Below are 26,986 nucleotides of genomic sequence, written 5' to 3' on the forward strand. Positions count from 1 at the left end.
CGGCTACCGCGTCGTCTGCTCCAGGAAGCGCAGAAGGGCCGCCATCTCCTCCGCATTGCCGACGCGCTGCACGGGCATGCGCGTGCCGGGTGTGACGATGTCGGGGCCGCGGGTGAAGAGGTCGGCCACCGTCTCGGGCGTCCAGATGATGTCGCCCTGCGCGAGGCGCTCCGAATAGGCATAGCCGGGGACGCTGCCCATGCGGCGGCCGAAGAGCTGGTGCAGATGCGGGCCGGCCATGGGGCCCTGGTCCGGGCGGAGCGCGTGGCAGGCCTGGCAGGCGCGCCAGACCTCCGCCCCCTGGCGGTCCACGCCCTCGGGCAGCGCCTCCTCGGCCTCGGGGGCGAGGGGGCCGAGGGGGCGGGCATTGCCCGCATCCCAGCGGCGCACGCGGCGGTCCTGCCCGCCGGTCCAGAGGGTGCGTCCATCGGCGGCGAAGAGCACGGACCAGACGGGCAGGCCCGGACCGTCGAGGCGGTGGCGCAGCCGGCCGGAGGGGACGTCATAGAGCGCCACGCCGCCGCCGATGGTCGCCACCGCAATGTTTTGTCCATCCGGGCTCGCCGCCAGCGCCACCACGGGGCGGGGGCCGGAATGCAGGGCGCGCGGCATCCCGCCGGGCTGGACCAGATGCACCGTGCCATCCACGCCGGCCGTGGCGAGCTGGCCGTCCGGCAGGGCCAGCAGGGCGTTCTGCGGGAAGCCGAATTCGGCGATCGTGGTGGGGGAGCCATCCGCCTCCCAGCGGCGGATCGTGCCGTCCTGGCCGGCGCTGAACAGCGCCTCGCCCTGGAAGGCGACGGCGTTCACATTGCCCTGGTGCCCCTCCAGCACGCGGACTGTGCCGGTGGTGAGGTCCCAAAGGCGGACCGTGCCGTCCCAGGCGGCGGAGGCCAGGAAGCCCGGGCGCTGGGCCAGGCCCTTCACCGGCTCCGTATGGCCCTCCAGCACCAGCAGCGGTGCCTCGTCCTCGCCCCAGACGGCCACCCGCGCATCCTCGCTGCCGGAGGCGAAGCGGCCATCGGGGAGGGCCACCAGCGCGTTCACCGCGCCCTGGTGCCAGCGGATCACCCGCTCGGCCCGGCCCGTCGCGGGGTTCCAGAGGATGACCGCCTGGTCGAAGCCGGCCGAGGCGAGGCGGGGCCCCAGCACGGCCAGGGCGCGCACCGGCCCGCCATGGCCGGTGAGGTCCTGCGCGGCGGCGGGCAGGGGTGAAAGCGTCAGGAGAATCAGCAGGAAGCGCTTGAGTATCCGCCATTCTCCCAAGGGCCGCGGGCCGCGCCAAGGCCGCATCACGGAACGGGGCAAGGAAAGTCTTGCTTCGGACGAATCCATAAATTACTGTTCAGCAATCAAACGGACACATAGGAGACGGTCATGCCGGCCCAGGGTGAAAAAGACAAGATCGCGATCGCCCTTCTTTTCCTGGGGGTCGGGCTTGCCATCGCCGCCACCTTCCTGCCGGTCATCCAGGTGGCCGGGCGTGATTCGCTGCTGACCATGACGACCTGGGACGTGCTGCCCTGGTTCACCAAGCTGAAATTCGTGGCGCTGACGCTGCTGCTGGCCGCGGCCTTCCTGCCGCAGCTGCACAAGTGGCGCATGCTGATCGCGGTGATCGCGGTCGTCATGGTCTTCCTGCCGGCGATCTCCTCCTTCATCTCCGCGCTCTATGCCTGGGGCACGGTCAGGGCCGACATCGTCCGCCTTTCCGGCCAGCGCACGCCCTTCGTGAACCCGGGCATCGCGAACCTCGTTCTCGTCGCGGCCGCGCTGATGGTGAGCTACGCCGTCTGGCGCATCGAGACGCTGGGCCAGCCGGCCGAGCCCAAGGCCGAGCTGGCCGAGGCCTGAGCCATGGCCGCGCGGGCCGGGACGCATTCCCCGGCCCGCCGCTTTGCGTTACACCCAGCGCCTGACACATGAGGGTGTGATCGCATGGACGGGTATTTCTTCGAGGACCTCTCGGTCGGCCAGAGCGCCAGCTTCGGCAAGACCATCACCGAGGCCGATATCCTCCTCTTCGCCGGCGTCTCCGGCGACACCAACCCGGTTCACATCAATGCCGAAGTCGCCGCCGCCTCCATGTTCAAGGAGCGGATCGCGCATGGCATGCTCTCGGCCAGCCTGATCTCGACCGTGCTGGGCACGCGGCTGCCCGGGCCCGGGACCATCTATCTCGCGCAGAACCTGAAGTTCCGCGCGCCGGTGAAGATCGGCGAGACGGTGACGGCGACGGTGACGGTCACCGCGCTCGACCCGGCCAAGAAGCGCGTCACGCTCAACACCGTCTGCACCGTCGGCGGCAAGCCGGTGGTGGAGGGCGAAGCCACGGTGATGGTGCCTTCGCGTGGCTGAGGCCTCGGCGGGCGTGAACCTCAAGCGGGTCTGTGTGTTCTGCGGCGCGCAGCCGGGGCATGACCCCGTGCATGCGCGCCTCGCCGCCGATCTCGGCCGTGCCATCGCGGGCCGCGGCCTGGGCCTCGTCTATGGCGGCGGCAAGGTGGGGCTCATGGGCATCGTGGCCGATGCGGCGCTGAAGGCGGGCGGCGAGGTGATCGGCGTGATCCCCGAGGCGCTGATGGACCGCGAGCTCGGCCATGGCGGCGTCACCGAGCTGCGCGTCGTGCCGTCGATGCATGTCCGCAAGGCGCTGATGAATGACCTCTCGGATGGCTTCGTCGTGCTGCCCGGCGGCATCGGCACGCTGGAGGAGAGTGTCGAGATCCAGTCCTGGGCGCAGCTCGGCATCCATGGCAAGGGCCTCGTCTACCTCGACGTGGATGATTACTGGGCGCCCTTCTTCGCGCTGCTGGAGCGGATGACGGGGGCGGGCTTCGTGCGGCCGCAGCATGCGGGCCTTGCGATGCGCGCCAGCACGCCCGAGGCGGCGCTGGATGCGCTGGCGGGCTGGACGCCGCCCAGCGTGACCCGCTGGATGACGCAGAAAGAGACATGAGCGCCCCCGTGATCGTCACCGATTGGCGCGCCGTGCCGCCGGAAGCGCGGGGGGCGACGCTGGCACTCGGCAATCTCGATGGCGTGCATCAGGGCCATGCGGCGGTGCTGGCCGCGGCGCATCAGGCACGGCCGGACCTCGCACTCGGCGCGCTGACCTTCGAGCCGCATCCGCGCGAGCATTTCCGGCCCGATGATCCACCCTTCCGGCTGACGCTGCTGCCGGCCAAGGCTTCCGCGCTGGGGGCCGCGGGCGCGCGCCTGGTGGTGGCGCTGCCCTTCGGGCCGGAGATGGCCGCCATGTCGGCGCGCGATTTCGTGGAGCAGGTTCTGCATCATGGCCTGGATGCGCGGCACCTGGCCTGCGGGCCGGATTTCGCCTTCGGCCACCGGCGCGGGGGCGATGTGGGCTTCCTCCGGCAGATCGCGGAGGAGCTGGGCATCGGGCTTTCCATCGTGCCGCATGTGGCGGATGGGGAGGGGACGATCAGCTCCACCCGCATCCGGCGCCTCCTGCAGGATGGCTATCCCGAGCGCGCGGCGGCGCTGCTGGGGCGGCCCTTCGCCATTGTCGGCCCCGTGACGCATGGCGATGCGCGGGGGCGGACCATCGGCTTCCCCACGGCCAATATCCCGCTCGGCCGGCATCTGGAGCCGGCGCGGGGCGTCTATGCGGTGCGGGCGACCCTGCCCGATGGGCGGGTGGTGCCCGGTGTGGCCAATCTCGGCCGGCGGCCGACGCTGGGGGGCGACCCCATCTCGCGGCTTGAGGCCCACCTGTTTGATCTGGCCGAGGATCTCTACGGGCAGGAATTGAGCGTGGCGCTCATCGCCTTCATCCGGGAGGAGCGGAAATTCCCGGACTTCCCGGCGCTCGTGGCGCAGATCCAGGCGGATGCGGCGACGGCGCGGAGGCTGCTCGGCGCCTAGCAGGCTGCTGAAAAAGGCCAAAAGACGAAAGGGCTCCGCCCTCTCGTACTCTCCCGCCAAGGTGAAAACCTGCTTGGTTTTCACCAGTTTCTTGGATCTTCAATTGTTAAATTAAATCAAATACTTATCGGAGATGCAAGAAGCTGAGGTTCTTGCCGGGGTGTCCGAGGGGCTGGCCCCTCGGTCCCACAGCGGAGTTTTTCAGCAGCCTGCTAAAGCCCGTTCGGCAGTTCCACGCGGACCAGATGCGCGGGAAGCCCGCGCCGCTCCAGCAGCCCGCCCGAGGCGGAGATATAGAGCAGCAGCCCGCCGCCCGGGCGCGGGGCGAGGGCGACGGCGGTGCAGCCCGCGATGTCGGGCGTCTCGATCAGGGGCGTCACGGCGCCGTTCGCGGCCACGCGCAGCACCACATCGCCATGGGTGGCGGCGAGGAAGCCGCCGCTGGGCAGGACCACGAAATCATCCACACCCGGCAGGGTCGCCACGCGCTGTGCCGCGCCGGCGGGGGCGCCATCCGTGCCGAGCATGACGCGCCAGATGCCCGGCCGCGCCGAATTGGAGAAGTAGAGCGCGTTGCCCGCGATCTGCAGGCCGTTCACGCCGGGCAGGCCTGGGCGGCCGGGGTCCGGCGCCATGTCGGGCACGGCGAGCCAGGGGGTCGCCGTGCCCGCGGTGAGGTCGAGCCGCCAGATCCGGCCAAGCCCGCTGTCGGCGATCAGGTAGATATTGTCCGACAGCCGGGCCATGCCGTTGAGGAAGCCCGCTTCGGGCAGGGGGATGCGGCGTCCGGGCCGCCCGTCGCGGCTGAGCTGCAGCACGGCGCCGCTGCCCGCGAGCCGCGCGCCCTCGGTGAAGGGCACGCCATGCAGCGCCAGCACCGGGCCCTCGGTGCCATGGGCGAGCGAGACGGGATGGCCCTCGATGCGGGCGAAGACGGCCTGGCCCGCCGCTTCCGACCAGATGCCGACCTCGCGCGCGAAATAGCTGGTGAAGAGCACGGCGCCGTCGGGGCGCAGCATCAGGTTCTCGAGGAAATGGCCGGAGGGGTAGAGCGCCACCACGCGATGGGCCGGCTGCTGGGCCTGGGCCAGGGAGGTCAACGCCAGACCGGGCGGAAGCGCCAGGGCGGCGCGGCGCGGGATGATCATGGGGAAGGCCCCTTGCAGCTTCGGCCCGAAGCCTCCCATGTGTGAAGGTCAGGCGCCAAGTGACAAGCCTGTGAGGCGCGCCGCCCTTGACCGGAAGGCCTGGAACTCCCCATACGCAAGGGATGCGCGTGACACACCCCTGCCGGTGCCGAATTCGGCGCCCGGCCTTCGCCTGAAGGCCGGGACCAGCCCCGCACGCCCCTCCTTTTCCGCGCTCCGCGCGCCCCGAGACCCGCATGAACGACGCCCCCGAGACGCCCAACTCCAACAATGGGGCTCGCGACTACCGCAAGACGGTCTTCCTGCCGCAGACCGGCTTCCCCATGAAGGCGGATTTGCCGAACCGCGAGCCGAAGCTGCTGGCCAAATGGGCCGCCGCCGAGAGCTGGAAGCGGCTGCGCGAGAAGTCCAAGGGCCGCCCGCCCTTCGTGCTGCATGACGGCCCGCCCTACGCCAATGGCCCGCTGCATATCGGCCACGCGCTGAACAAGATCCTGAAGGATGTGATCAACCGCGCGGCGCAGATGTCGGGCACCGATGCCGATTATGTGCCGGGCTGGGACTGCCACGGCCTGCCGATCGAATGGAAGGTCGAGGAGGAATACCGCGCGAAGAAGCTCGACAAGGACCAGGTGCCGGTCCTCGAGTTCCGCGCCGAATGCCGGGCCTATGCGAAGAAGTGGCTCGCCGTGCAGTCGGAGGAGTTCCAGCGCCTGGGCGTCGCGGGCGATTGGGCGAACCGGTACGCCACCATGGATTTCCCGGCGGAATCCGTGATCGTCGAGGAGATCGGCCGCTTCCTGATGAATGGCTCGCTCTATCGCGGGCTGCGTCCGGTGATGTGGAGCCCGGTCGAGAAGACGGCGCTGGCCGAGGCCGAGATCGAGTACATGGACCATGTCTCGCCCACGCTGCACGCGCTGTTCCGCGTGCTGCGGGCGCCGGCCATGCCCGAGCTGGTGGGCAGCGACGTCGTGATCTGGACGACGACGCCCTGGACCATCCCGGGCAACCGCGCGCTGGCCTATGGGCCGGAGATCCAATACGCGCTGCTGCATGTGGACAGCGTCGCGGAAGGCGCGCTGGTGAAGCCGGGGGCGCGGCTTCTGGTGGCGCTCGCGCTGCTGCCGCAATTCTGCACGGAAGCCGGGATCGCCACGCATACGCTGGTGACGACCTTCCCGGGCACCGCGTTTGAAGGTGCGGCCTGTGCCGCGCCGCTGCGTGGGCATGCGGGCGCCTACAATCACGACGCGCTGATGCTGGCGGGCGACTATGTGACGGATGATGCGGGCACCGGCATCGTCCATATCGCGCCCAGCCATGGCGAGGAGGATTTCGCCCTCGTCGTGGCGCATAACCGCGCGCATCCGGAGAGCCGCATCGAGATCCCGGAATGCGTGGGCGATGACGGCACCTACACCATCCAGGCGCCGGGCTTCGAGGGCGTGCACGTGTTTCGCGCGCATGAGCCGGTCTATGCGGCGCTGACGGCGCTCGGCACGCTGGCGGCCAAGGGCAAGCTCAACCACAGCTATCCGCATAGCTGGCGTTCGAAGAAGCCGGTGATCTATCGCGCCACGCCGCAATGGTTCATCGCGATGGATGATGGCAACGCCATCCGCCAGAAGTCGCTCGACGCGATCGCGGCCACGCATTTCGTGCCCGATATCGGCCGCAACCGCATCGGCGCCATGGTGGCCGGGCGGCCCGACTGGTGCATCAGCCGCCAGCGCGCCTGGGGCGTGCCGATTGCCGTCTTCGTCGAGAAGCGCACGGGCGAGGTGCTGCGCGATGCGAGCGTGATGCAGCGCATCGTGGATGCCTTCCGCACCGAGGGCGCGGATGCCTGGTACCAGCCGGATGCCGCAGCGCGCTTCCTCGGAAATGAGCGGAATCCCGACGATTACGAGCAGGTGATGGACATCGTGGATGTCTGGTTCGAGAGCGGCAGCACGCACGCCTTCGTCCTGCCGCCGCGCAACCTGCCCTTCCCGGCGGATCTCTATCTGGAAGGCTCGGACCAGCATCGCGGCTGGTTCCAGTCCTCGCTGCTGGAATCCGTCGGCACGCGGGGCGTCGCGCCCTTCAAGGCCATCCTGACGCATGGCTTCGTGCTGGATGAGAGCGGGCGGAAGATGTCGAAGTCGCTCGGCAATGTCACCGCCCCGCAGGAGGTGATGACCAAGTATGGCGCGGACATCCTGCGCCTCTGGGTCATGAACTCGGATACGGCCGAGGATCTGCGCATCGGCAAGAACATCCTGGAGCAGCAGGCGGAGCTTTATCGCCGCCTGCGCAACACGCTGCGCTGGCTGCTCGGCAACCTGGCGGGCTTCGAGGAGAGCGAGCGCGTGCCGGTGGCCGAGATGCCGGAACTCGAACGCTGGGTGCTGCACCGCCTGACGGAGCTGGATGCCCGCATCCGCAAGGCGGCGAAGGATTACGACTGGAACGGCGTGGTGCCCGAGATCCATGCCTTCTGCGCGACGGATCTCAGCGCCTTCTATTTCGACATCCGCAAGGACAGCCTCTACTGCGACGCGAAGGACAGCCCGCGCCGCCGCGCCGCGCGCACGGTGCTGGACCATCTGCATCGCTGCCTCTGCGCCTGGCTCGCCCCCGTGCTGGTCTTCACGGCGGAGGAGGCCTGGCTCAGCCGCTTCGGAGATGACGCCGAGAGCATCCATATGCAGGATTTTCCGGCGCTGCCGGCGGAGTGGCGGGATGAGGCGCTGGCCGCAAAATGGGTGCAAGTGCGTGATAAGCGGCGCGACGTCACGGTTCTGCTTGAAGAAAAGCGGCGTAATGCCCTGATCGGGTCGTCTCTCCAAGCAAAGGTTAAGCTGTGGGAGCCTGAGGGAACCGCCCATTTGCTTGACCCGCAGACTTGGGAAGAGGTCCTGATTGTCTCGCAAGTATCAGCGGGCGTCTTCTCCGGCTTGGAACGTGAACCTATCGAGGTCTTCGCTGCCCCCGGCGCCAAATGCGAGCGCTGCTGGCGCGTCCTGCCCGAGGTCGGCGCTTCCGCCGCGCATCCCACGCTCTGCCGGCGCTGCGAAGCGGTGGTGGAGGGCTGATGGCGCCGACGCTCCGCACCGGCCTGATCTTCGCGGCCCTGCTGCTCCTCGCCGACCAGGCGAGCAAGTACTGGATCCTGGAGGTGGTGATGCTGCCCGAGCGGCGGAACATCCCGCTGCTGGAGCTGGGGCCGGTCGGTCTCGACCTGACGATGGTCTGGAATCGCGGCGTCACCTTCGGGCTGTTCTCGGGCGAGGGGGCCTGGAACCATTTGATCCTGGCGGGCCTCGCGCTCGTCGTGGCGGGCTTCCTGCTGCGCTGGCTCGCGCGCTCCGAGACGCGGATGGTGACCTATGCGCTGGGCGCCGTCATCGGCGGCGCCATCGGCAATGTGATCGACCGCATGCGCTTTGGCGCGGTGGTGGATTTCGTGGATGTTCACGCCTGGGGCTGGCACTGGTATGTGTTCAACGTGGCGGATGCGGCGATTGTCTGCGGCGTCCTGGCCCTGGTGGCGGACGCCTTGATCCGGCCGGAAAGCAAGCGCAAAGAGGCTCCATGATGAAGACGAATCCGGCCCCTCTTCTGCTTCTCGCCCCCCTGCTGCTGGCAGGCTGCGGTGATACCGCGCGCACCTTCGGCCTGACGCGCGACGCGCCGGACGAATTCCAGGTGACGACCCGCGCGCCGCTCTCCATGCCGCCGAGCCTGGGAAGCCTGCCCACGCCGCGCCCAGGTGCCTCCCGCCCGCAGGAACTCAGCACCCGCGAGCAGGCGGAATCCACGCTGGTGCCGGGTGCGGGCCTTGCCGCCGCCCGGGCGCCGCAATCCTCGGGCGAGCGCGCGCTGCTCTCCTCCACCGGCACGCCGGTGCCCGACAATATCCGCGACCGCGTGGATGAGGAGAGCATGCGCCTCGAGCGCGTGGATCGGAACATCGTGGACCGCGCGCTGTTCTGGCGGCCCGCGCCGCCCGCGCCCGGCATTCCGGTGGATGCGGCGCGCGAGTCGCAGCGCCTGCGCGAGAATGCGGCGCTGGGCCGCGACCTCTCGGAAGGGGCGACGCCGATCATCCAGCCGCAGCGCCGGCCCTGGTATGACGCGCTGAAATTCTGGTGATGGCGGCGGCCCGGTTACACAGCGTGACGGGCCGCAACATGGAAAGCACCGGCCGGCGCTGGCGCGAACCGCCCGGTGCCCCCACATTGGGGGCATGGAGCACCTGACCCGCCGAACCGCCCTGAAGGGCGCCGCCGCCGCCACAGCCGCCGCCACACTGGCCCCGCCGCTCGCCGCCCCCGCGCTAGCCCAACCCGAGCCGCGCCGGGCGCATCCACCCCTGTTCGGCGCCAAGAGCTGGAAACTGGCCAATGGCTTGACCGTGGTGCTGGCGGAGAATCGCCGCGCGCCGGTGGCGGCGCATTACCTCTATGTCTCGGCCGGCGCGGGCGAGGACCCGGAAGGCAAATCCGGCGTCGCGCATTTCCTCGAGCACATGATGTTCAAGGGCAGCCCGCATATCCCCTCGGGCGCCTTCAGCCGGACCGTGGCGCGCGAGGGCGGGCAGGACAATGCCTTCACCAGCCGCGACGTGACGGCCTATTTCCAGATCGTCGAAGCCTCGCGCCTGCCGCTGATGATGCGGATGGAGGCGGACCGGCTGGCCAACCCCCTGATCCCCGAGGCGGAGACGGAATCCGAGCGCAATGTGGTGCTGGAGGAGCGCAGCCAGCGCACCGATGCCGTGCCGCGCGGCCGCTTCCGCGAGGCCTTCGACGCCGCGATGTGGGGGCCGCAGCATTGGCGGGGCCGCCCGCTGATCGGCTGGGAGAACGAGATCCGCGCCATCACCCGGCAGGACATGGTGGATTTCCACCGCGTCCATTACGCCGCCGCCAATTGCACCCTGGTGGTGGCGGGGGATGTGCGCGAGGCCGATCTGCGCCGCTGGGCGGAGGAATTCTACGGCCCCGTGCCGACGCGCCCGCGCCGCGCGCGCGACCGTGCCGCCCCGCCCGCCGCGGCCCCCGAGGCGCGGCTCGTCACGCGGGACCCGGCGGTGCGGGAGGCCTCCTTCCTGCAGGCCTTCGCGGCACCCTCGGCCACCTGGGGCGAGACGGGCAAGGCCGATCCGCTGGAGGTGATGGCGCATGTGCTGGGCGGTGGGCCCGGCTCGCGCCTGCATCGCGCGCTGGTCGAGGCCGGGCACGCGGTGAGCGCCAGTGCGGGCTATGATGGGGATGTGGTCGGTGTCGGCGCGCTTTATGTGGCGGTGACGCCGCGGCCGGGCGTGACCCAGGCGCGCATCGAGGAGATCGTGGGCGCCACCGTGAGCGAGCTGGTGCAATCCGGGGCGACCGAGGCCGAGACGCGCCGCGCGATCCGCCAGCAGACCGCCGGCGCGCTGCTCGCACTCGACGGGCTGGGCGCGGCACCCCGCATGCTGGGCGGCGCGCTCGCCATCGGCCTGCCCATCGAGGCGGTGGAGCAATGGCCCGCGCGGATGGAAGCGGTGACCCAGGCGCAGGTGAACGAGGCCGCGCGCGCGGTCCTGGCCCAGCCCCGGATCGCCACGACCGCCTGGCTGCTGCCCGCATGAGCACGACGATTTTCGGGGTCACGCTCCCCCCCCGCCACGGCTTTTCCGTCCCCATCCAGCTGGTCGAGCAGGGCGGGATCTCCGCCTGGCTGGTGGAAGATCATTCGGTGCCGGTCGTCTCGATCGCCTGGGCCTGGCCCGGGGGTGCCGCGCGCGATCCGGTGGGGCGCGAGGGGCTCTCCGCCTTCGCCGCCGCCATGCTGAGCGAGGGCGCGGGCGACTACGACAACATCGCCTTCGCCGATGCGCTGCGCGATTCGGGCATCGGCCTCTCCTTCTCGGGCGGGCGGGACAGTTTCGACGGCAGCTTCCGCGCGCTGACCACGGCCCTGCCGGAGGCGGTGCGCTTGGCACGCCTCGCCATGGCGCGGCCGCGGCTGGATGCGGCCGCGATCGGGCGCGTGCGCGCGCGGGCCGTGCTGGGCGCGCGCCAGCAGCTGGAGACGCCGGCCGGCATCGCCCGCCGCGCCTTCTGGGAATCCGCCTATCCGGGCTTCCCGGCCGGGCGGCTTTCCACGCCGGAGAGCCTGACGGCGATCACCGAGGCCGAGATCCGCGCGGCGCTGGCGGCACAGCTCCGCCAGGGCGGCGTGATGATCGCGGCCTCGGGCGCCATCAACGCCACGCAACTCCGAGCCATCATGGCGGAACTCTTCGCCGACCTGCCGGCCGGCGCGCCGGAGGCGGTGCCCGCCCTGCCGCCGCTCGCGCCCTTCGGCATCGCGGCGCGGGAGAAGGCGGCGCCGCAATCCACGCTGGTCTTCGGCCAGGACGGGCTTCTGCCGAATGATCCGGGCTGGGAGGGCTTCCAGGTGGCGCTGCGCATCCTCGCGGGCGGCGGCTTCACCAGCCGGCTCATGCGCTCGGTGCGCGAGGAGCGGGGCCTGACCTATGGCATCGGCGCGGGGCTCGACCTGCTCTTTGGGCGCGGCATCGTCATCGGCAATGTCGCGACCGAGAACGCCAAGGTGGGCGAGGTCTGGGGCCTGGTGCGGGGGGCCTGGGCCGAGATGGCCGCAAATGGCCCGACGGTGGAGGAACTGACCGAGGCGGTGGATTTCCTGGGCGGCTCCCTGCCGCTGCAATTCACCGACAGCCGGCGCACCGCCTCGCTGCTGCTGGGGCTGCGCCAGGCGGGGCGGCCGCTCGACTGGCTGGCCGGGCGGCCGGCGCGGCTGGCCGCGCTGAACCGCGAGAATGTGGCGGCCGTGGCGCGCCGCATCCTGAAGCCGGATGGCCTGGTGCTGGCAGTGGCGGGGCAGCCGCAAGGGCTGTAGTCTCAGTGTCTTGGCGAAATGGGTCAGGACATGACGGGCGATTCCCTGCAGGCGGCTTGGGCGAGGATCACGGAGCTGGGGGCGGCGCCCGGCGCCTCGGCGATCCGTCCGCTCTTCGCCGCCGAGCCTGATCGCTTCGCCCGCTTCCATGCCCGCGGCGCCGGGCTGCTGCTCGACATCTCCAAGACCGCCATCTCGGACGAGGTGCGGGCCGCGCTGCTCGACCTCGCGCGCGTGGCGGGGGTGGAGCGGCGGCGCGACGAGATGGCGCATGGCGCCCTGGTGAACGAGACGGAGCGCCGCGCCGCCCTGCACATGGCCTTGCGGCAGGCGCTGCCCGGCGCGCCCGGCCCCTCGGCCGAGGCGGCCGAGACGCTGGAGGCGATGCGCGTCTTCACGGAAGCCGTGCATCGCGGCGAGATCCGGGGCGCGACCAACCAGCGCTTCGACACGGTGCTGAACATCGGCATCGGCGGCAGCGATCTCGGCCCCGTCATGGTGGGGCGCGCGCTCTGGCGCGCGGGCGACCCGATGCGGCCCATCCATCTCGGCAATGTGGATGGCCATGGCTGGGAGACGGTGCTGCCGCAGCTGGATGCGCGGCGCACGCTGGTGCTGGTGGCGTCCAAGACCTTCACCACGCAGGAGACGATGGCGAACGCCCATCTGGTGAAGCGCTGGATGGAAGCGAGCGTGGGCAAGGCGGGGGCGACGGCGCATTTCGTCGCCCTCTCCACCAACATGAAGGCGACGGCGGAATTCGGCATCGCGCCGGACCGTGTGTTCCCCTTCAATGACTGGGTGGGCGGGCGTTTTTCGCTCTGGTCTTCCATCGGGCTCTCGCTGGCGCTCTCGCTGGGCTGGGACCGCTTCCGCGCGCTGCTGGACGGTGCCGCCGCGATGGACCGGCATTTCCTCTCGGCGCCGCTGGGGGCGAACCTGCCCGTGCTGCTGGCGCTGACCGAGGCCTGGCATGTGAACGGGCTCAACCTCAACCGCCGCGCCGTCCTGCCCTATGATGAGCGGCTGCGCCGCCTGCCCGCGCATCTGCAGCAGCTCGAGATGGAAAGCCTGGGCAAGCGGGTGCATCTCGATGGCAGCATCGTCTCGCGCGCCACGGGGCCGGTGGTGTTCGGCGAGCCGGGGACCTCCGCGCAGCACAGCTTCATGCAGCTCGTGCATCAGGGGCCGAAGCCGGTGCCGGTGGATTTCATCCTGGTCGCCAAGCCCGACCACAGCCATGCCGAGAACCACCGCATCCTGCTCGCGAACGGTCTCGCCCAGGCCGAGGCGCTGCTGATGGGGCGCGATGCGGCCGGCGTGGAGGCCGATATGCGCGCCGCCGGCGCCGATGCGGCGACCATCGCGCGGCTGCTGCCGCACCGCATCTTCCCGGGCGACCGGCCCTCGGTGACGATCGTGCTGCCGAGCCTCGACCCCGCCTCGCTCGGGGCGCTGATCGCGCTCTATGAGCACAAGGTCTTCGTGCTGGGCGCGCTGTGGCAGATCAACCCCTTCGACCAATGGGGGGTGGAGCTGGGCAAGGTGCTGGCCACGCCGCTGGTGAAGGAATTGGAGCAGCGCGTGCCGTCCGACGCACATGACAGCTCGACGCGCGGGCTGCTGGCCGAGGTGCTGAAACTCCAGGCGGGATGAGCTAAACCAGGGGATGGTGATTCGCCGCCTCCCCGAGACGACCGCGAACCGCATCGCCGCCGGCGAGGTGGTGGAGCGCCCGGCCGCCGTGGTGAAGGAGCTGGTGGAGAACGCGCTGGATGCCGGTGCGCGCCAGATCCGCGTCAGTCTCGAACAGGGCGGCATTGGCCGCGTCCTGGTCGAGGATGACGGCAGCGGCATGGGGCCGGAGGATCTGGCGCTTTCCGTCGAACGCCACGCCACCTCCAAGCTGCCGGAGGAGGCGATGCTCTTCGCCATCGGCACGCTGGGCTTCCGGGGTGAGGCGCTGCCCTCCATCGGCGCGGTGGCGCGGCTCTCCATCACCTCCCGCCCGCGGGAGGGCGAGGCGCATCGCATCACGGTGGAAGGCGGGCGGGTTTCGGCGGTCGCCCCGGCCTCCGGCGCGCCGGGCACGCGCGTCGAGGTGAATGACCTGTTCTTCGCCACCCCGGCGCGGCGGAAATTCCTGCGCACCCCGCGCGGCGAGGGCGAGGCGGCGATGGATGCGCTGCGGCGCCTGGCACTCGCCTGGCCCGAGGTGGGCTTCGAGGCGAACCTCGATGGCCGCGCCGTGCTGAGCCTCGCTCCCACCACGCGCGAGGGGCGCATCCGTGACCTGCTGGGCGAGGAATTCGCCGCCGCCGCCCTGCCGATTTCGGGCGGCGCGCCGGGGGTGCTGGAGCTTTCGGGCCTGGCCGGCGGGCCGGCCTTCACGCGGGCGACGGCGATGGAGCAGCATCTGGTGGTCAATCGCCGCCCGGTGCGCGACCCCCTGCTGCGGGCCGCGCTGCGCGTCGCCTATCGCGAGGTGATGGCGCCGGGGCGGCACCCGGTGGCGGCGATCTTCCTCGACCTGCCCGCCTCGGAGGTGGATGTGAACGTCCACCCGATGAAGACCGAGCTGCGCTTCCGCGATGCGGCGGGCGTGCGCGGTGCGGTGATCTCGGCGCTCAGGCGCGCGCTGGGGCATGGCGTGGGCGAGGTGGCGGGGCCTGCGGGGCCGACTCTCGGCTATGCCGGGCCGGCGCGGTTGAGCTTCACGGCGCCGCCCACGCGGCCGGCCTATGGCTCCGGCGGCTTCGCCGAGGCGCCGCTGCCACTGGCCTTCGCCCCGCCCGCGCCTGCCGCGCCGATGCAGGCCGCGCCCGTCCCGGCGGAGCACCCCTTGGGCCGGGCGCTCGCGCAGGTGCTGGAGACCTACATCCTGGCCGAAGCCCCGGATGGCGCGCTCATCCTGGTGGACCAGCATGCGGCGCATGAGCGGCTGACGCATGAGCGCCTGGCGGAGGAGATGCGCGCGGGCGCCGTGCGATCCCAGCCGCTGCTGCTGCCCGCCGTGGTGGAAATGCCGGGCGCCGCCGCCCTGGCCGAGGCCGCGCCGGAGCTCGCGCAGCTCGGGCTGGAGCTGGAGGGGTTCGGGCCGGGCGCCGTGATCGTCCGTGCCTTGCCCGCGCTGCTGGGCGCGCCCGACCCCGCGCCGCTGCTGCGCGACCTCGCGGAGGAACTCACGGAATCGGGCGAGGGGACGGCGCTGGCGCTGCGCCTCGACGCCGCCATCGCGCGGCTGGCCTGCCATGGCAGCATCCGCGCCGGGCGGCGGCTGACACCGGCCGAGATGGACGCGCTGCTGCGCGCGATGGAGCGCACGCCGCGCGCGGCCACCTGCAGCCATGGACGGCCGACCTATCTCAGGCTCGGCGCCGCGGAATTCGCCAGGCTCTTCGGGCGGAGCTGAACCCCCTCCCACAGCACCTCGCAGGCGGCACCGGCGCGCAGCGTGAGGGTGAGGCCCTCCAGCCCGGCGAGCGGCAGCGGGCCGCGCAGCGCGGTCAGAACCGGCTCGACCGGGCCCGGGAGATCGAGCGGCGGCAGGGCGATGCGCGCCACCTCGCCCGCGCGGAGGGTCACGCAGGGGCGGGCGGGGCCAGCCGCCAGCGCCAGCACCGCGCCCTGGCCCAGGATGCGGGCGCGTCGCCAGTGATTTTCGGGGATCAGGCCCGGCTCGGCCTGCCAGAGGCGGCAGGCGGGGAAGGCGGGGCCTTCGCCCAAGGCGCCGGAGAGCTGGAAGGGCGCGCCCTCGGCCCGCACCGCCAGCGGTGGCCCCGGCAGTTCCAGCACCACCCATCCGGCGGCGGGGGCCATCAGGCGTGCAAGGCCTGACTGCGTCTCCACCACCAGCGCCGAGGCGGGCGCCGCGCGGGGCAGGTGCAGGGCGAGCAGGTTGCCCGCGGGGGGCAGGTGCAGGGGCTGGGGGGCATCGCCCAGCCAGAGGCGCGTGCTGCCGGCCTGTCTTTGCTGGATCAGGCGCATGCGGCGGCCAGCAAGAAGGCGGTGCGGCGGATCATCGCCGCTTCGTCCCAGGCGGCGGCCACGGCACGCGCGCGGGCGACGCGGCGGGCGGTGGCCGCGGGGTCGCGCCGGGCCTCGGCGAAGCGGGCGGCGATGTGGTCGGGGTCCCGCAGCACGATCCAGGCCATCTCCTCGGCCGCGGGCCAGGCTTCCAGCGCGGCGCGGGTGGCAAGGATGGGACAGCCGGCGCGCGCCGCCTCCAGCACCGAGAGCGGGCAGCCCTCATGCTCGGAGGCGAGGAGGAAGGCATCCACGCTGGCCAGCAGGGTGGGGATGTCGTCACAGGGGCCCAGCACATGGACATGGCTGGCCTCCGCAAGGCGCGCGCGCAGCGGGCCGTCGCCGGCCAGCACCACCTGGCCCGGGCGCAGCCGCGCGCCGATGGCGGGGGCGAGTTGCGCGCCCTTGCGGATGTCGAGCCGGCCGACCTGCGCCAGCAGCGGCACGCCCTCCGGCAGGCCGAGTGTGGCGCGGGCGGGCGCCGCGGGCGGCAGGGGCGGGATGCCGTTGGGCACCGCGGCGACGCGGCAGGGCGGCCAGCCGAAGAGCGCCTCGAGCCGCCGGGCGGAGACCTCCGAGACGGCCGCCCAGTCGGCGCGGAGGCCGGGCAGCGCGGCGCGCTCGACCTCGTCCAGGTGCCAGTCCAGCCGCACCAGATGCGCGACCGCCAGGCTCGGGATGTGCGCCTCGGCCAGCGCCTGGAGGGCGCCGAAGCCCTCCGTGGGCAGCGGGCAGCAGACCAGCGCCGCCTCGGGCCGGGCGGTGGCGAGGCAGCCGGCCAGGGCGCGGCGCTGCCAGTCCAGCGCGGCCGCGCGCGGCATCCCCTCGGGCGGGCGGAGGGCGGCGGGGATCGGGCGTGCGGTGCCCAGCGCCGGGCCGGCCGCGGCCAGCACGTCGGGCTCGGCCGCGATGGCGACCTTGGCGCCCATGGCGATCAGGCCGCGCGCGATCTGGAGCGTCTGCGCTTCGGCGCCGCCGAAGACGGGGGAGGGGATGACGACCAGGATGCGCCCGGGCTGGCCGCGCATCGGGCGCTCAGCCTTGCAGGATCAGCAGCCGCGCCTTGCCGTGGCGGCGGTCATCGAGGGGCGTGAAGCGCGTTTCGGGCAGCGGGTCGCGCTCGGCCAGCTCGGTGCAGATCAGCGCGCCGGGGGCGACCCAGCCCGCCGCGTCCAGCGCCGCCAGCGCGGGGGCGAGGAGGTTCGCGCCATAGGGCGGGTCGAGGAAGATGAGCGTCGCGGGTTTCACCGCGCGGGGGGGCTTCGTCGCATCGCCCGCGATGACCTGTGCGTCCGTCTTGCAGTTCGCGATATTGGCGCGGAGTGCGGCCAGCGCCGCGCGGTCCTTCTCGATGAAGGTGGCGGCGGTGGCGCCTCGCGAGAGCGCCTCCAGTCCCAGCGCGCCGGTGCCGGCGAAGGCGTCGAGCACCTCGGCACCCTCCACCATCTCGCGGCCCGCCCAGGGCGCGTGCCAGAGCATGTCGAACAGGGATTGCCGCGCGCGGTCGGAGGTGGGGCGCACGGTCTCGCCGGCGGGGGCGATGAGGCGCTTGCCCTTCCAGCGGCCGGAGATGATTCTCATGTCAGGCCCTCAGGCGCCGGGCGCCGGCTCCGCCGGCTTGGCTTCGGAATGCTGAAGCATTCCGCCGCGCCTATTCGGCGCGGATTCTCGCAGCGTGTCGCTGCGTCTGCGTGGGGCGGAGTGGCACGCCCGCTGCTCCGCGGTGCGCCCGCCATCAACCCTTGCCCCGCCTGCTTGGCGCCGCCAATCCCAGCTGCTCGCGCAGCACCTTCGGGTTCACCTCATCCACCGCGCCGCGCTCCAGCGTGCCGAGCTGGAAGGGGCCATAGGCGATGCGGATGAGGCGCGAGACTTCCAGCCCCATCCAGGCGAGCACGCGGCGGATCTCGCGGTTCTTGCCCTCCTGGAGGGAGACGGTGAGCCAGGCATTGTCGCCCTTGCGGCTGTCCACGCCGGCCTCGATCGGCGCGTAGCGCACGCCCTCGATCGTGACACCCTTCGCCAGCACCTCCAGCGCGCGCGGATCGAAATCGCCAAAGACGCGCACGCGATAGCGCCGCACCCAGGCGTTCGAGGGCAGCTCCAGCCGGCGCGAGAGGGCGCCGTCATTGGTCAGCAGCAGCAGGCCCTCGCTGTTGAGGTCGAGGCGGCCGACGGAGATCAGGCGCGGCAGGCCTTCGGGCAGGCGCTCGAAGACGGTGGGGCGGCCTTCGGGGTCGCGATGCGTGGTGACGAGGCCCGCCGGCTTGTGGAAGCGGAAGAGGCGCGTGCGCTCCGGCTCATTCACCGCGCGGCCATCGACGGTCACGATGTCATCCGGCTGCACGAAGGTGGCGGGCTGCGTGACGAGCTTGCCGCCCAGCTTCACGCGGCCCTCGGCGATGATCTTTTCCGCATCGCGGCGGCTCGCGACGCCGGCGCGCGCCAGCCATTTGGCGATGCGCTCGCCGCGTTGGGACTCGTCGGCTTCGCCGCCCGGCCGATTCAGCTCTCCGGGCTTCTCCCTCCGACCATCGGGCGGGGCTTCGCCGCCCGGCCGATTCAGCTCTCCGGGCTTCGCCCTCCGACCATCGGGCGGGGTTTCGCCGCCCGGCCGATTCAGCTCTCCGGGCTTCGCCCTCCGACCATCGGGCGGGCTCACCGGCACGCCTCCACGAAGGCGCGCAGGATCAGCGGGTCGGCCGGGTCCACGCTGTATTCGGGGTGCCATTGCACGCCGAGGGCGAAGCGATGCGCGGGTGCCTCGATGCCCTCGATCAGGCCGTCGGGCGCGGTGGCGTTCACCACCAGGCCATCGCCCACGCTCTTCACCGCCTGGTGATGCGCGGAGTTCACCGCCATGCGCGCGCGGCCGGTGATGCGGGCGAGCAGCGTGTCGGGCGCGATCATCACCTCATGCCCCGGCTCGGTGCGCGGGTTGGGCTGTTCGTGCGGGATCTCGCTCGGGTGCTCGTCGGGGATGTGCTGGATGAGGGTCGCGCCGAGTGCCACCGCCAGCAATTGCTGCCCGCCGCAAATGCCAAGCACGGGCTGGTCCTTCGCCAGCGCGCGACGTGTGGCGGCGAGCTCGAAATCGGTGCGGCCGGGCTTGAGCGTGACCTTGGGATGAGGGGCACCGCCGCCCCACAAGGCGGGGTCCACGTCGAAGGCGCCCCCGGTGACGAGCAGCCCGTCCACCGCATCGAGATATTCGGCGGCGAGTTCGGGCGCATGCGGCAGGGCCACCGGCAGCCCGCCCGCCGCGATCACGGCGGAGAAATAGTTCTGCCGGAGCGCATACCAGGGCAGCTTGGACCAGCCGCCCGCCGGTTCGGCATCCAGCGTCAATCCGATCACGGGGCGTCTTGTCATGGCCCCTGTGAAGCAGCGCCACGCCGCCAGCACAAGATGGCGTTTGCGTGAAGCCGGCCGGCTCGGGCAGAAGGCCGCGCATGACACCCATGGAAATCGCGCTGGAGGAGGCGCGCGCGGCCGCTGCGCGCGGCGAGGTGCCGGTGGGCGCCGTCGTCACGGATGCGCGCGGCGCCGTGCTGGCGCGCGCCGGCAATCGCGTGGAGGAATGGCGCGACCCCTCCGCCCATGCCGAGATGCTGGCGCTGCGCGAAGCGGCCGCGCTGCGGGGCGAGAAGCATCTGGCGGATGCGACGCTGTGGGTGACGCTGGAGCCCTGCGCGATGTGCGCCCAATCGGCATCGCTGTTTCGCGTCTCGCGCGTGGTGTTCGGCGCCTATGACCCCAAGGGCGGCGGGGTGGAGCATGGCGCGCGCGTCTTCGCGCATGCCCAGTGCAACCACGCGCCCGAAGTGGTGGGCGGCGTGCGCGAGAGCGAGGCGGCGGCGCTGCTCCGGGAATTCTTCGCCGCGCGGCGCTAGAGCATGCTGCGTTCACATGCGTTCACTTCGCTCGCTCTAGGCTTTGCTGAGAGAATGATTCAGCGTTTCGGCGATTCCGCCTCAACGCATCATGCTCTAATCCGCGTGGATCGCCACGCGCGGCGCTTCGCCCGCGCGCCAGACGCCGCGATACATGCCCTCGGTGCCGAAGGGCAGGGCGGCATTCCCCGCCGCATCCACCGCGATCAGCCCGCCGCGTCCGCCGGCTTCGGGCACGCGGCTGAGCGCCACCTCCTCCGCTGCTTCTGCGAGCGTCCTGCCGGCGAGGCGCATCAGCGCCGAGACCTCATGCGCGGCGGCGGCGCGCATGAAGGCCTCGCCCGTGCCGGTGCAGGAGATGGCGACGTGCCGATCGGCCCAGGTGCCGGCGCCGAGGATGGGCGTGTCGCCCACGCGGCCGGCGCGCTTGTTGGTCATGCCACCCGTCGAGGTCGCCGCCGCCAGCGCGCCGTGCCGGTCGCGCGCGACGGCGCCGATCGTGCCCATCGTGGTCGCGACATCATGGTCCAGCGCCACCACCTGCGCGGCCTGGGCGGCGAGGAGCTGCGCGTGGCGGTGCTCGGTGCGGAAATAGGCGGGGTCCTCCATCGCCAGGCCCTGCGCGGCGGCGAAGTCATCCGCCGCCGCACCCGCCAGCAGAACATGCGGCGTGGCGCGCATCACCGCCCGCGCGGCGAGGATGGGGTTGCGGATGCGGGTCACGCCCGTCACGGCGCCCGCGTCACCGCCACTCGTCATCAGCGCGGCATCCATCTCGATGGTGCCGGCCGCGGTGAAGGTGCTGCCGCGCCCGGCATTGAAGAGGGGGCAATCCTCGAGGCTGATCGCGGCGGCCAGCACCGCCTCCTCCGCGCTGCCGCCGGCTTCCAGCACGGCGCCGCCCGCCCGCAGCGCGGCGTCGAGGCCCGCGCGATAGGCGGCCTCCTTCTCGGGGGTGAGTTCCTCGCGCCGGATGGTGCCGGCGCCGCCGTGGATGGCGAGGGTCCAGGTGTCTTGCATGCCTGGAGCCTAGCTCGTTCAGCCGCCGGGGCGCAGCCCCAGCTCGCGCACCGTCTCGATCTCCTGCGCGTTCACCTGGATCACGTCATTCGCATAGGCCTCGCTGTCCAGGTAACGCACCGGCATGTCGAAGCGGGCCAGCACGGCCAGGTGCTGCGGGTCATGCACCGCCGCCTTGAAGGCGTCGTGCAGGATGTTGACGATGGCGGGCGGCGTGCCGCGCGGGGCCGCGATGCCATAGGCGCTCTCGGCCACCACGTCATGGCCCAGTTCGCGGAAGGTGGGCACGTCCGGGAAGCGCGCGGCGCGCTGGGACATCCAGAGGGCGAGTGGCCGCACGCGGCCTTCGAGCGCCATGTCCGCCCAGGCCGAGGTCTCGGCGGAGAAATGGATCTGCCCGGCGAGCAGATTCTGCAGATTGGGCGCGGCGCCGCGGAAGGGCACGGCGGTCCATTCGATGTTGAGCATGCGGGCCAGGCGCGTCATCCCCACATCGGTCGTGTTCGCACCCGGCGTGCCGTAGAAGAATTTGCCCGGATTGGCGCGGGCATCGTCCAGCAGGGCGCGCATCGTCCGCCAGGGCGCATCGGGCCGCACGACCACGCCGCCCATATAGCCCACCATGCGCAGCACCCAGGTGAAGTCCTGCATGGGGTCGAAGGGCGGCGTCATGTTCTGGGCGCGCATCATCGCCGGCATGCGGAACACGCCATTGGGCATCTGGCTCAGCGTATAGCCATCGGGCCGCGCCTCGCGCGCGAGCGTCTGCGCGCCCAGCGTGCCCGAGGCGCCGGGCTTGTTCTCGACGATGACGGGCTGGCCCAGATGGCGGGAGGCGACCTCGCAGACCATGCGCATCTGGATGTCGGTGGCGCCACCCGGCGTCCAGGGCACGAAGACGCGCAGCGGCTTGTCCGGGAAGCGGGATTGCGCGAGCGCGAGGCCGGGGGCGGCGAGAGAGGCTGCCAGCGTGGCGCGGCGCGTGAGATGCATGGGGCGCTTCCTCCGTTTGGAGGAAGCCTGCGTGTTTTGGGCGAGGCGGCGCAACCGGCCGCTTCGCAGCTGCGAAAAAGATCAGCTCAGCCGAAGGCCGAGCTGCTGGATCAGCCGCCGCTCCTCCTCCATCGTCTGGCGGACGAAGGCGGTGTAGTCGGCGCTGTTCTTGTAGTTGGGCTGCATGTCGAAGCGATCCAGCACCGCGACATGCGAGGGGTCGTCCAGCGCGTCGCGGAAGGCGTCATGCAGCACGCGCACCACGCCGGGATCCATATTTTTCGGGCCTGCAAGTCCGTACGGGCTGATCGAGACGATGTCGATGCCGCTTTCCTTCAGCGTCGGCACATTGGGGAAGCGCTTGGCGCGCTGCTCGCCCCAGGTCGCCAGCACGCGCACGCGGCCCTCTTCGGCCATCGGCACCCAGCCCGAGCTGTCGGCCGTGATCTGGATCTGGCCGCCCAGCAGATTTTGCAGATTCTCGGCGACGCCGCGGAAGGGGATATGCGTCCATTCGATGCGCTGCATCTGCGCGATCTGCTCCATCGTCAGATGCAGCGAGGTGCCCACACCGGGCGTGCCGTAGTTGAGCTTGCCCGGCTCGCGGCGCGCGGCGGCGATGAGGTCGGCCAGGTTCTGCCAGGGCGCGTCATTGCGGACCACGATGCCGAAGAGATAGCCGGTGACGTGGATGACATAGGTGAAGTCGGTCAGCGGGTCGAAGAGGGCGCGGCTGTTCAGCAGCGGCTGGCGGAAGACGCTGATGGGCATCTGGCTCAGCGTGTAGCCATCCGGCGCCGCGGTCAGCAGGGCCTGGGCGCCGAGCACGCCGCCCGCACCCGCGCGGTTCTCCACCACGATGGGCTGGCCGAGACGGCGGGAGGCGGCCTCGCAATAGGCGCGCATCTGCACATCGGTGGTGCCGCCCGCGCCCCAGGGTACGATCATGCGGATCGGCCGGTTGGGGAAGTTCTGCTGGGCGTAGGCCGGGGCCGCCAGGGTCGCGGCGGGCAGGATGAGCGCGTTGCGGCGGGAGATGACGGGCATGGCTTTCCTCGGCTGTTGTTGCGCCCGTCTATCGCCCCCGTTCAGTCCATCCGCAAGCCCAGCCGGCGCACCGCAGCACTCTCTTCCGCGTTGAGCCGCCTTGCGAAATCCGCATAGGCCTCGGGGTCCATGTAGCGGACCGGCATGTCGAAGCGCTCCAGCGTCGCCACATGCTGCGGGTCGAAGAGGGCGGGCTTGATCGCGTCATGCAGGGCGCGGACAACGCCCGGGTCCATGCCCTTGGGCCCGGCCAGGCCGAAGGGGCTGTCGGAGACGATGTCGATGCCCACTTCGCGCAGCGTGCGCACCTCGGGGAAGCGCTTGGCGCGCTCGGCACTCCAGACGATGAGGAGGCGGAAGCGCCCCTCCTGCACCATGGGCGCCCAGCCCGTGCTGTCGGCGACGCATTCGACGGAGCCCTGCAGCAGCGCCTGCGTCGTATCCGCGCCGCCGCGGAAGGGCACATGCAGGAACTCGATGCCGCGCTCGGCCGCGATGCGCTCCATGGTGATGTGCAGCGAGGAGCCGACGCCGGGCGTGCCGTAGCTGACGCGGCCGGGATTGGCCTTCGCGTAGTCGAGGAACTCCTCCCATGTGCGGTAGCGGCTGTCGCTGCGGACGACGACGCCGAAGACATAGCCCGTCAGATGGATGACCCAGCTGAAATCTGTCATCGGGTCGAAGGTCGGGCGGCGGGACATGGCGGGGATGCGGAAGATGGTCACCGGCATCTGGCCGATCAGGTGGCCATCGCCGCGTGGCTCCTGCGCGATCATGGCGGGGCCGAGCGTGCCCGAGGCGCCGGGGCGGTTCTCCACGATCACCGATTGGCCGAGGTTGCGGCCGGCGAGATCCGCCAGGACGCGCAGATGCGTATCGGCCGAGCCGCCGGGCAGCCAGGGGATGACGAGGCGGATGGGGCGGTTGGGGAATCCCTGTTGCGCCAGCGCGGGGGCGGCGAGGGCGAAGGGGGCGACGATGGCGGCGCGGCGAGAGAGCATGGCGTTTCCTGTTGTGGTTGCACGCAGCATGGCAGGCGCGGGAGGTGCCGGTCCACCAAAACGGCTTGCCGGGCGGCGGGGGCGCGGCTAAGCGGCGACCAGCCCGAAATGGAGAGATTGTCATGCAGCGTCGCGCCCTGGCCGCCGCCCTGCTCGCCGCGCCGCTGGCTGCACGGGCGCAGGGCTTCGCCTTCATCCCCGATGAGACGCTGCTGCCGCTGCTGCGCGCGGGGGGGCTGAACCTCTATTTCCGCCACGGCATCACCGATCGCAGCCAGGTGGATACAGGGCGGCGCGGCGACCGCGCGGGGCAGCGCAACCTCAGCGAGGCGGGGCGGCAGCAGGCGATGCGCCTGGGCCAGGCCTTCCGCGTGCTGGAGATCCCGGTGCAGGAGGTGCTGACGAGCGAGGTGTTCCGCGCGCAGGACACGGCGGAACTCGCCTTCGGCCGGGCGCGGGTGCGCGTGGAGCGCGACCTGATCGCCGATGACTACACCCCCGGCAGCGCGATGGATGACGCGCGCGCCGTCTCCCGCCGGCTGGCGCAGCCGATCGCGGGCGGCAACCGCGTCATGGTCGGGCATATCGTGCCGCTCGGGATGATCCTGGGGCGCGGCCTCGCGCAGCAGGAGTTTCCGGAGGGTTCGGCCGGCGTGTTCCGGCCGCGCGGCGGCGACTGGGAGTTCCTGGGCTTCTTCCGGGCCGAGCAGCTGATCGCGCTCGCCCGGCTGTAGCGCTTCCGCCGGCCCCCCCGGCGCATTATGGGTGGCGCATGGCGGCGCCTTCCCCCTTCACCCTGAATCCGGCCGAGGATGAAACGCTCTCCCTGGGCGAGCAGGCGTTCCGGCAGCTGCGGGACGCCATCATCCGCGGCGCGCTGGCGGCGGGCAGCAAGATCTCCGAGCGCGGGCTGGCCGCGCGCCTCGGCATCTCGGCGCAGCCGGTGCGCGAGGCGCTGCGCCGGCTGGAGCGCGAGGGGCTGGTCGTCACCCTGCCGCGCAGCGGGACCGTGGTGGCCGAGGTGGGGCCCGGGCAATTGGCCGAGCTGGGGCGCATCCGCGCCGCGCTGGAAGGGGTGGCGGCGGCGCTCGCCGCCGAGCGGCTGGACGGGGCGGGGCTTGCGGCGCTGACCGCCCTGCTGCGGCGCATGGAGGCGGCGACCCTCGCCGCCGATCACGCGGCGCTGGATGCGGCCAATGAGGAATATCACGCGCTGATCCATGCGGCCGCGGGCAATGGCTTCCTCGCGCGCTCGCTCGCCTCGCTGCGCGCCTATGACCAGGCGGGGACGCATCGCGCGGTCGGCAGCACCCCACGGGACCTGCCGAAATCGCTGGCCGAGCACAGATCCATCGTCGCGGCCTTCCGGCGGCGGGACCCGGGCCTGGCCGAGGCGCGGATGCGCCAGCATGTGCTGCGCTCGCTGGTCACCAATGGCGTCCTGCCGGGGGCGGCGAAAAAGTCGCGTTGACGCGGGGCCTCCCGCTGGGTCAAGCTTCGCAACTGCTATTGCAGTTAGAGGTGCTTCAGCACCCGGCTTGAGGAGAAGTCCATGTCCCCCCGACGCAACCTGTTCGGGCGCATCGTCGCCGCCTGCGCCCTGCTCGCCATCCCGGCCCTGCCGGCCGCCGCCCAGGAATGGCGCGGCTGGAACATCCATGCGGCCGACTACCCGAACGGGCAGGGCATGGATGCCTTCACCCGCATGGTGGGCGAGCGCAGCAACAACCGCATCCGCATGCGCACCTTCCATTCGGCGCAGTTGGGCCAGCAGGACGAGGCGATCCAGCAGATGCGCCTCGGCACCATTGATTTCGGGAACTTCAACCTCTCGCCCTTCAACAACCTCGCGGCCTCCACCAACGTGGTCACGCTGCCCTTCCTGTTCCGCGATGTGGGCCATATGCAGCGCGCGATTGACGGCGTGGCGGGCGAGGCCATCGCGCGCGAGCTGGAGGCGATCGGGATCGTGGCGCTCGCCTGGTATGATGCGGGCGCGCGCAGCCTCTACACGACGCGGCCGGTGCGGCAGCCCGCCGATCTGCGCGGCATGAAGATCCGCGTGCAGACCTCCGACCTCTGGATCGATCTCATGCGCGCGTTGGGGGCGAACCCGACGCCGCTGCCCTTCGGCGAGGTCTTCACCAGCCTGCAATCGGGCGTGATCGATGGCGCCGAGAACAACTGGCCGAGCTATGAGAGCACGCGGCATTTCGAGGTGGCGCGCTTCTACAGCACGACGGAGCATTCCAACGTGCCGGAGGTGCTGGCCGTCTCCCGCCAGCGCTGGCAGCGGATGAGCGAGGCGGACCGGACCATGATGCGCGAGGCGGCGCGCGAATCCGCGGCGTTGCAGCGCCGACTCTGGGCCGAGCGCGAGACCGTCAGCCGCCAGCGTGTGGTGGCGGCGGGGGTGACGGTCATCGAGATCAGTGACCGTTCGCCCTGGGCCGCGCTGATGGAGCCGGTCTATGCGAAATATGCGGCCACACCCGCGCTGAGCGGCCTCGTCCGCAGCATCCGCGAGATGCGGTGAGTGCCCCGCTGCCGCCGGCGCTCGCGCTGTTTTCGCGGGCGCTGGGCGCGCTTTCGGCGGTGACGGTGGCCGTCGCCGGCGTGGCGCTGGTGGTGCTGGTGGGGATGATGGGCTGGCTCGTCTTCGGCCGCTACGTGCTGAACGACACGCCGACCTGGATCGAGCGGGTGGCGACACTCGCCATCCTCTCCATCGCCATGCCGGTCGCCGCCGTCGGCGTGCGGGAGCGCTTCCACCTCTCGGTGCTGGGCGTCCGCGAGGCGCTGCCGCAGGGCGCGCAGCGCTGGGTGGCGCTGGGCTGCGATGGGCTGATGGGGGCCTTCGGCGCCGGCATGGCCTGGTGGTCCTGGGAGCTCGTCGAGATGGTGGGGCCCTTCAAGATTCCGCTGCTCGGCATCAGCCAGGGCTGGACCTATGCGCCGATGATGGTGGGCGGCTGCCTCATGGTGCTCTTTGCCATCGAGCAGGTGCTGCTGGACATCTTCGCCCCCGAAGCGCCGGAGAAGCGCGGCGTGGCCGCGGCCTTCCTGGAGTAGC

Annotated in this window: 27 protein-coding genes; 16 read left to right on the forward strand and 11 right to left on the reverse strand. The window is 71.5% G+C overall.

What is annotated here, in order from left to right:
* Positions 1-3: 3 nt before the first annotated feature.
* Positions 4-1,308, reverse strand: a complete 1,305-nt coding sequence (locus tag KTR66_RS01100; protein ID WP_249731755.1) for a hypothetical protein — start codon at positions 1,306-1,308, stop codon at positions 4-6.
* A gap of 69 nt (positions 1,309-1,377) precedes the next feature.
* Here KTR66_RS01100 and KTR66_RS01105 point away from each other — a divergent pair, with 69 nt between their 5' ends.
* From KTR66_RS01105 to ribF, 4 genes are all read left to right on the forward strand, one after another.
* Positions 1,378-1,854 carry a hypothetical protein gene (locus KTR66_RS01105; RefSeq protein WP_213609480.1) on the forward strand — a complete coding sequence of 159 codons (477 nt, stop codon included), beginning with the start codon at positions 1,378-1,380 and terminating at the stop codon, positions 1,852-1,854.
* A gap of 84 nt (positions 1,855-1,938) precedes the next feature.
* Positions 1,939-2,358 (forward strand): MaoC family dehydratase, encoded by a 420-nt coding sequence (locus tag KTR66_RS01110; protein WP_213609481.1) that lies wholly within the window; start codon positions 1,939-1,941, stop codon positions 2,356-2,358.
* The gene (locus KTR66_RS01115; RefSeq protein ID WP_371818966.1) at positions 2,351-2,959 is read left to right on the forward strand and encodes a TIGR00730 family Rossman fold protein; all 609 of its coding nucleotides are present in this window, start codon (positions 2,351-2,353) and stop codon (positions 2,957-2,959) included. Before KTR66_RS01110 ends, KTR66_RS01115 begins: the two co-directional genes overlap by 8 nt.
* Complete coding sequence (ribF, locus tag KTR66_RS01120) at positions 2,956-3,888, forward strand: riboflavin biosynthesis protein RibF (RefSeq protein ID WP_213609483.1); 933 nt, start codon at positions 2,956-2,958, stop codon at positions 3,886-3,888. The genes KTR66_RS01115 and ribF overlap by 4 nt, the downstream gene beginning before the upstream one ends.
* A 212-nt stretch (positions 3,889-4,100) precedes the next feature.
* Here the strand turns inward: ribF and KTR66_RS01125 are convergent, their stop codons facing one another.
* Positions 4,101-5,036 (reverse strand): SMP-30/gluconolactonase/LRE family protein, encoded by a 936-nt coding sequence (locus tag KTR66_RS01125; RefSeq protein WP_213609485.1) that lies wholly within the window; start codon positions 5,034-5,036, stop codon positions 4,101-4,103.
* Positions 5,037-5,272: 236 nt separating this feature from the next.
* Between KTR66_RS01125 and ileS the strand changes: the two genes are divergently transcribed.
* The 7 genes from ileS to mutL all read left to right on the forward strand — a co-directional run bounded on the left by ileS (position 5,273) and on the right by mutL (position 15,345).
* Entirely contained in the window at positions 5,273-8,116 is a 2,844-nt protein-coding gene (gene ileS / locus KTR66_RS01130; RefSeq protein ID WP_213609487.1) for an isoleucine--tRNA ligase, read from the forward strand.
* The gene (gene lspA / locus KTR66_RS01135) at positions 8,116-8,619 is read left to right on the forward strand and encodes a signal peptidase II (RefSeq protein ID WP_213609489.1); all 504 of its coding nucleotides are present in this window, start codon (positions 8,116-8,118) and stop codon (positions 8,617-8,619) included. Before ileS ends, lspA begins: the two co-directional genes overlap by 1 nt.
* Positions 8,616-9,176 carry a DUF3035 domain-containing protein gene (locus KTR66_RS01140; RefSeq protein WP_213609491.1) on the forward strand — a complete coding sequence of 187 codons (561 nt, stop codon included), beginning with the start codon at positions 8,616-8,618 and terminating at the stop codon, positions 9,174-9,176. The genes lspA and KTR66_RS01140 overlap by 4 nt, the downstream gene beginning before the upstream one ends.
* A gap of 94 nt (positions 9,177-9,270) precedes the next feature.
* Complete coding sequence (locus KTR66_RS01145) at positions 9,271-10,656, forward strand: pitrilysin family protein (protein WP_213609493.1); 1,386 nt, start codon at positions 9,271-9,273, stop codon at positions 10,654-10,656.
* Positions 10,653-11,933 (forward strand): pitrilysin family protein, encoded by a 1,281-nt coding sequence (locus KTR66_RS25160; RefSeq protein WP_213609495.1) that lies wholly within the window; start codon positions 10,653-10,655, stop codon positions 11,931-11,933. Before KTR66_RS01145 ends, KTR66_RS25160 begins: the two co-directional genes overlap by 4 nt.
* Before the next feature lie 30 nt (positions 11,934-11,963).
* Positions 11,964-13,589: a glucose-6-phosphate isomerase gene (gene pgi / locus KTR66_RS01155; protein ID WP_213609497.1), complete on the forward strand. Its 1,626-nt coding sequence runs from the start codon at positions 11,964-11,966 to the stop codon at positions 13,587-13,589.
* 13 nt (positions 13,590-13,602) lie between these two features.
* A complete protein-coding gene (gene mutL, locus KTR66_RS01160; protein WP_213609499.1) occupies positions 13,603-15,345 on the forward strand; it encodes a DNA mismatch repair endonuclease MutL in 1,743 nt (580 codons plus the stop codon).
* On the opposite strand, the gene KTR66_RS01165 is transcribed toward mutL, so the two are convergent.
* The 5 genes from KTR66_RS01165 to KTR66_RS01185 form a co-directional block, all read right to left on the reverse strand.
* A complete protein-coding gene (locus KTR66_RS01165; RefSeq protein ID WP_213609501.1) occupies positions 15,294-15,920 on the reverse strand; it encodes a hypothetical protein in 627 nt (208 codons plus the stop codon). The two genes, mutL and KTR66_RS01165, sit on opposite strands and share 52 nt — an antisense overlap.
* Entirely contained in the window at positions 15,911-16,987 is a 1,077-nt protein-coding gene (locus KTR66_RS01170) for a glycosyltransferase family 4 protein (RefSeq protein WP_213609503.1), read from the reverse strand. The genes KTR66_RS01165 and KTR66_RS01170 overlap by 10 nt, the downstream gene beginning before the upstream one ends.
* Positions 16,988-16,994: 7 nt before the next feature.
* Positions 16,995-17,540, reverse strand: a complete 546-nt coding sequence (gene rsmD / locus KTR66_RS01175; protein WP_213609505.1) for a 16S rRNA (guanine(966)-N(2))-methyltransferase RsmD — start codon at positions 17,538-17,540, stop codon at positions 16,995-16,997.
* A 154-nt stretch (positions 17,541-17,694) separates the two neighbouring features.
* Positions 17,695-18,468, reverse strand: a complete 774-nt coding sequence (locus tag KTR66_RS01180; protein ID WP_249731778.1) for a pseudouridine synthase — start codon at positions 18,466-18,468, stop codon at positions 17,695-17,697.
* A 149-nt stretch (positions 18,469-18,617) separates the two neighbouring features.
* Positions 18,618-19,331 (reverse strand): gamma-glutamyl-gamma-aminobutyrate hydrolase family protein, encoded by a 714-nt coding sequence (locus KTR66_RS01185; protein WP_213609509.1) that lies wholly within the window; start codon positions 19,329-19,331, stop codon positions 18,618-18,620.
* Positions 19,332-19,411: 80 nt separating this feature from the next.
* On the opposite strand from KTR66_RS01185, the gene KTR66_RS01190 reads away from it, so the two are divergent.
* The gene (locus KTR66_RS01190; RefSeq protein WP_213609511.1) at positions 19,412-19,852 is read left to right on the forward strand and encodes a nucleoside deaminase; all 441 of its coding nucleotides are present in this window, start codon (positions 19,412-19,414) and stop codon (positions 19,850-19,852) included.
* A 96-nt stretch (positions 19,853-19,948) separates the two neighbouring features.
* Here the strand turns inward: KTR66_RS01190 and KTR66_RS01195 are convergent, their stop codons facing one another.
* From KTR66_RS01195 to KTR66_RS01210, 4 genes are all read right to left on the reverse strand, one after another.
* The gene (locus KTR66_RS01195) at positions 19,949-20,872 is read right to left on the reverse strand and encodes an isoaspartyl peptidase/L-asparaginase family protein (protein WP_213609513.1); all 924 of its coding nucleotides are present in this window, start codon (positions 20,870-20,872) and stop codon (positions 19,949-19,951) included.
* A gap of 18 nt (positions 20,873-20,890) precedes the next feature.
* Positions 20,891-21,865, reverse strand: a complete 975-nt coding sequence (locus KTR66_RS01200) for a tripartite tricarboxylate transporter substrate binding protein (RefSeq protein ID WP_213609515.1) — start codon at positions 21,863-21,865, stop codon at positions 20,891-20,893.
* A gap of 81 nt (positions 21,866-21,946) precedes the next feature.
* Entirely contained in the window at positions 21,947-22,912 is a 966-nt protein-coding gene (locus KTR66_RS01205) for a tripartite tricarboxylate transporter substrate binding protein (RefSeq protein WP_213609517.1), read from the reverse strand.
* Between the two features lie 41 nt (positions 22,913-22,953).
* Entirely contained in the window at positions 22,954-23,913 is a 960-nt protein-coding gene (locus tag KTR66_RS01210; RefSeq protein ID WP_249731756.1) for a tripartite tricarboxylate transporter substrate binding protein, read from the reverse strand.
* Between the two features lie 122 nt (positions 23,914-24,035).
* On the opposite strand from KTR66_RS01210, the gene KTR66_RS01215 reads away from it, so the two are divergent.
* From KTR66_RS01215 to KTR66_RS01230, 4 genes are all read left to right on the forward strand, one after another.
* Positions 24,036-24,647 carry a histidine phosphatase family protein gene (locus KTR66_RS01215; RefSeq protein ID WP_213609521.1) on the forward strand — a complete coding sequence of 204 codons (612 nt, stop codon included), beginning with the start codon at positions 24,036-24,038 and terminating at the stop codon, positions 24,645-24,647.
* Between the two features lie 38 nt (positions 24,648-24,685).
* Positions 24,686-25,384 (forward strand): GntR family transcriptional regulator, encoded by a 699-nt coding sequence (locus KTR66_RS01220; RefSeq protein ID WP_213609523.1) that lies wholly within the window; start codon positions 24,686-24,688, stop codon positions 25,382-25,384.
* 81 nt (positions 25,385-25,465) lie between these two features.
* A complete protein-coding gene (locus KTR66_RS01225) occupies positions 25,466-26,449 on the forward strand; it encodes a TRAP transporter substrate-binding protein (RefSeq protein ID WP_213609525.1) in 984 nt (327 codons plus the stop codon).
* Positions 26,446-26,985: a TRAP transporter small permease gene (locus tag KTR66_RS01230; RefSeq protein ID WP_213609527.1), complete on the forward strand. Its 540-nt coding sequence runs from the start codon at positions 26,446-26,448 to the stop codon at positions 26,983-26,985. The genes KTR66_RS01225 and KTR66_RS01230 overlap by 4 nt, the downstream gene beginning before the upstream one ends.
* Position 26,986 lies beyond the last annotated feature (1 nt).

The sequence above is a fragment of the Roseococcus sp. SDR genome (assembly GCF_019083995.1).
Lineage (GTDB): Bacteria > Pseudomonadota > Alphaproteobacteria > Acetobacterales > Acetobacteraceae > Roseococcus.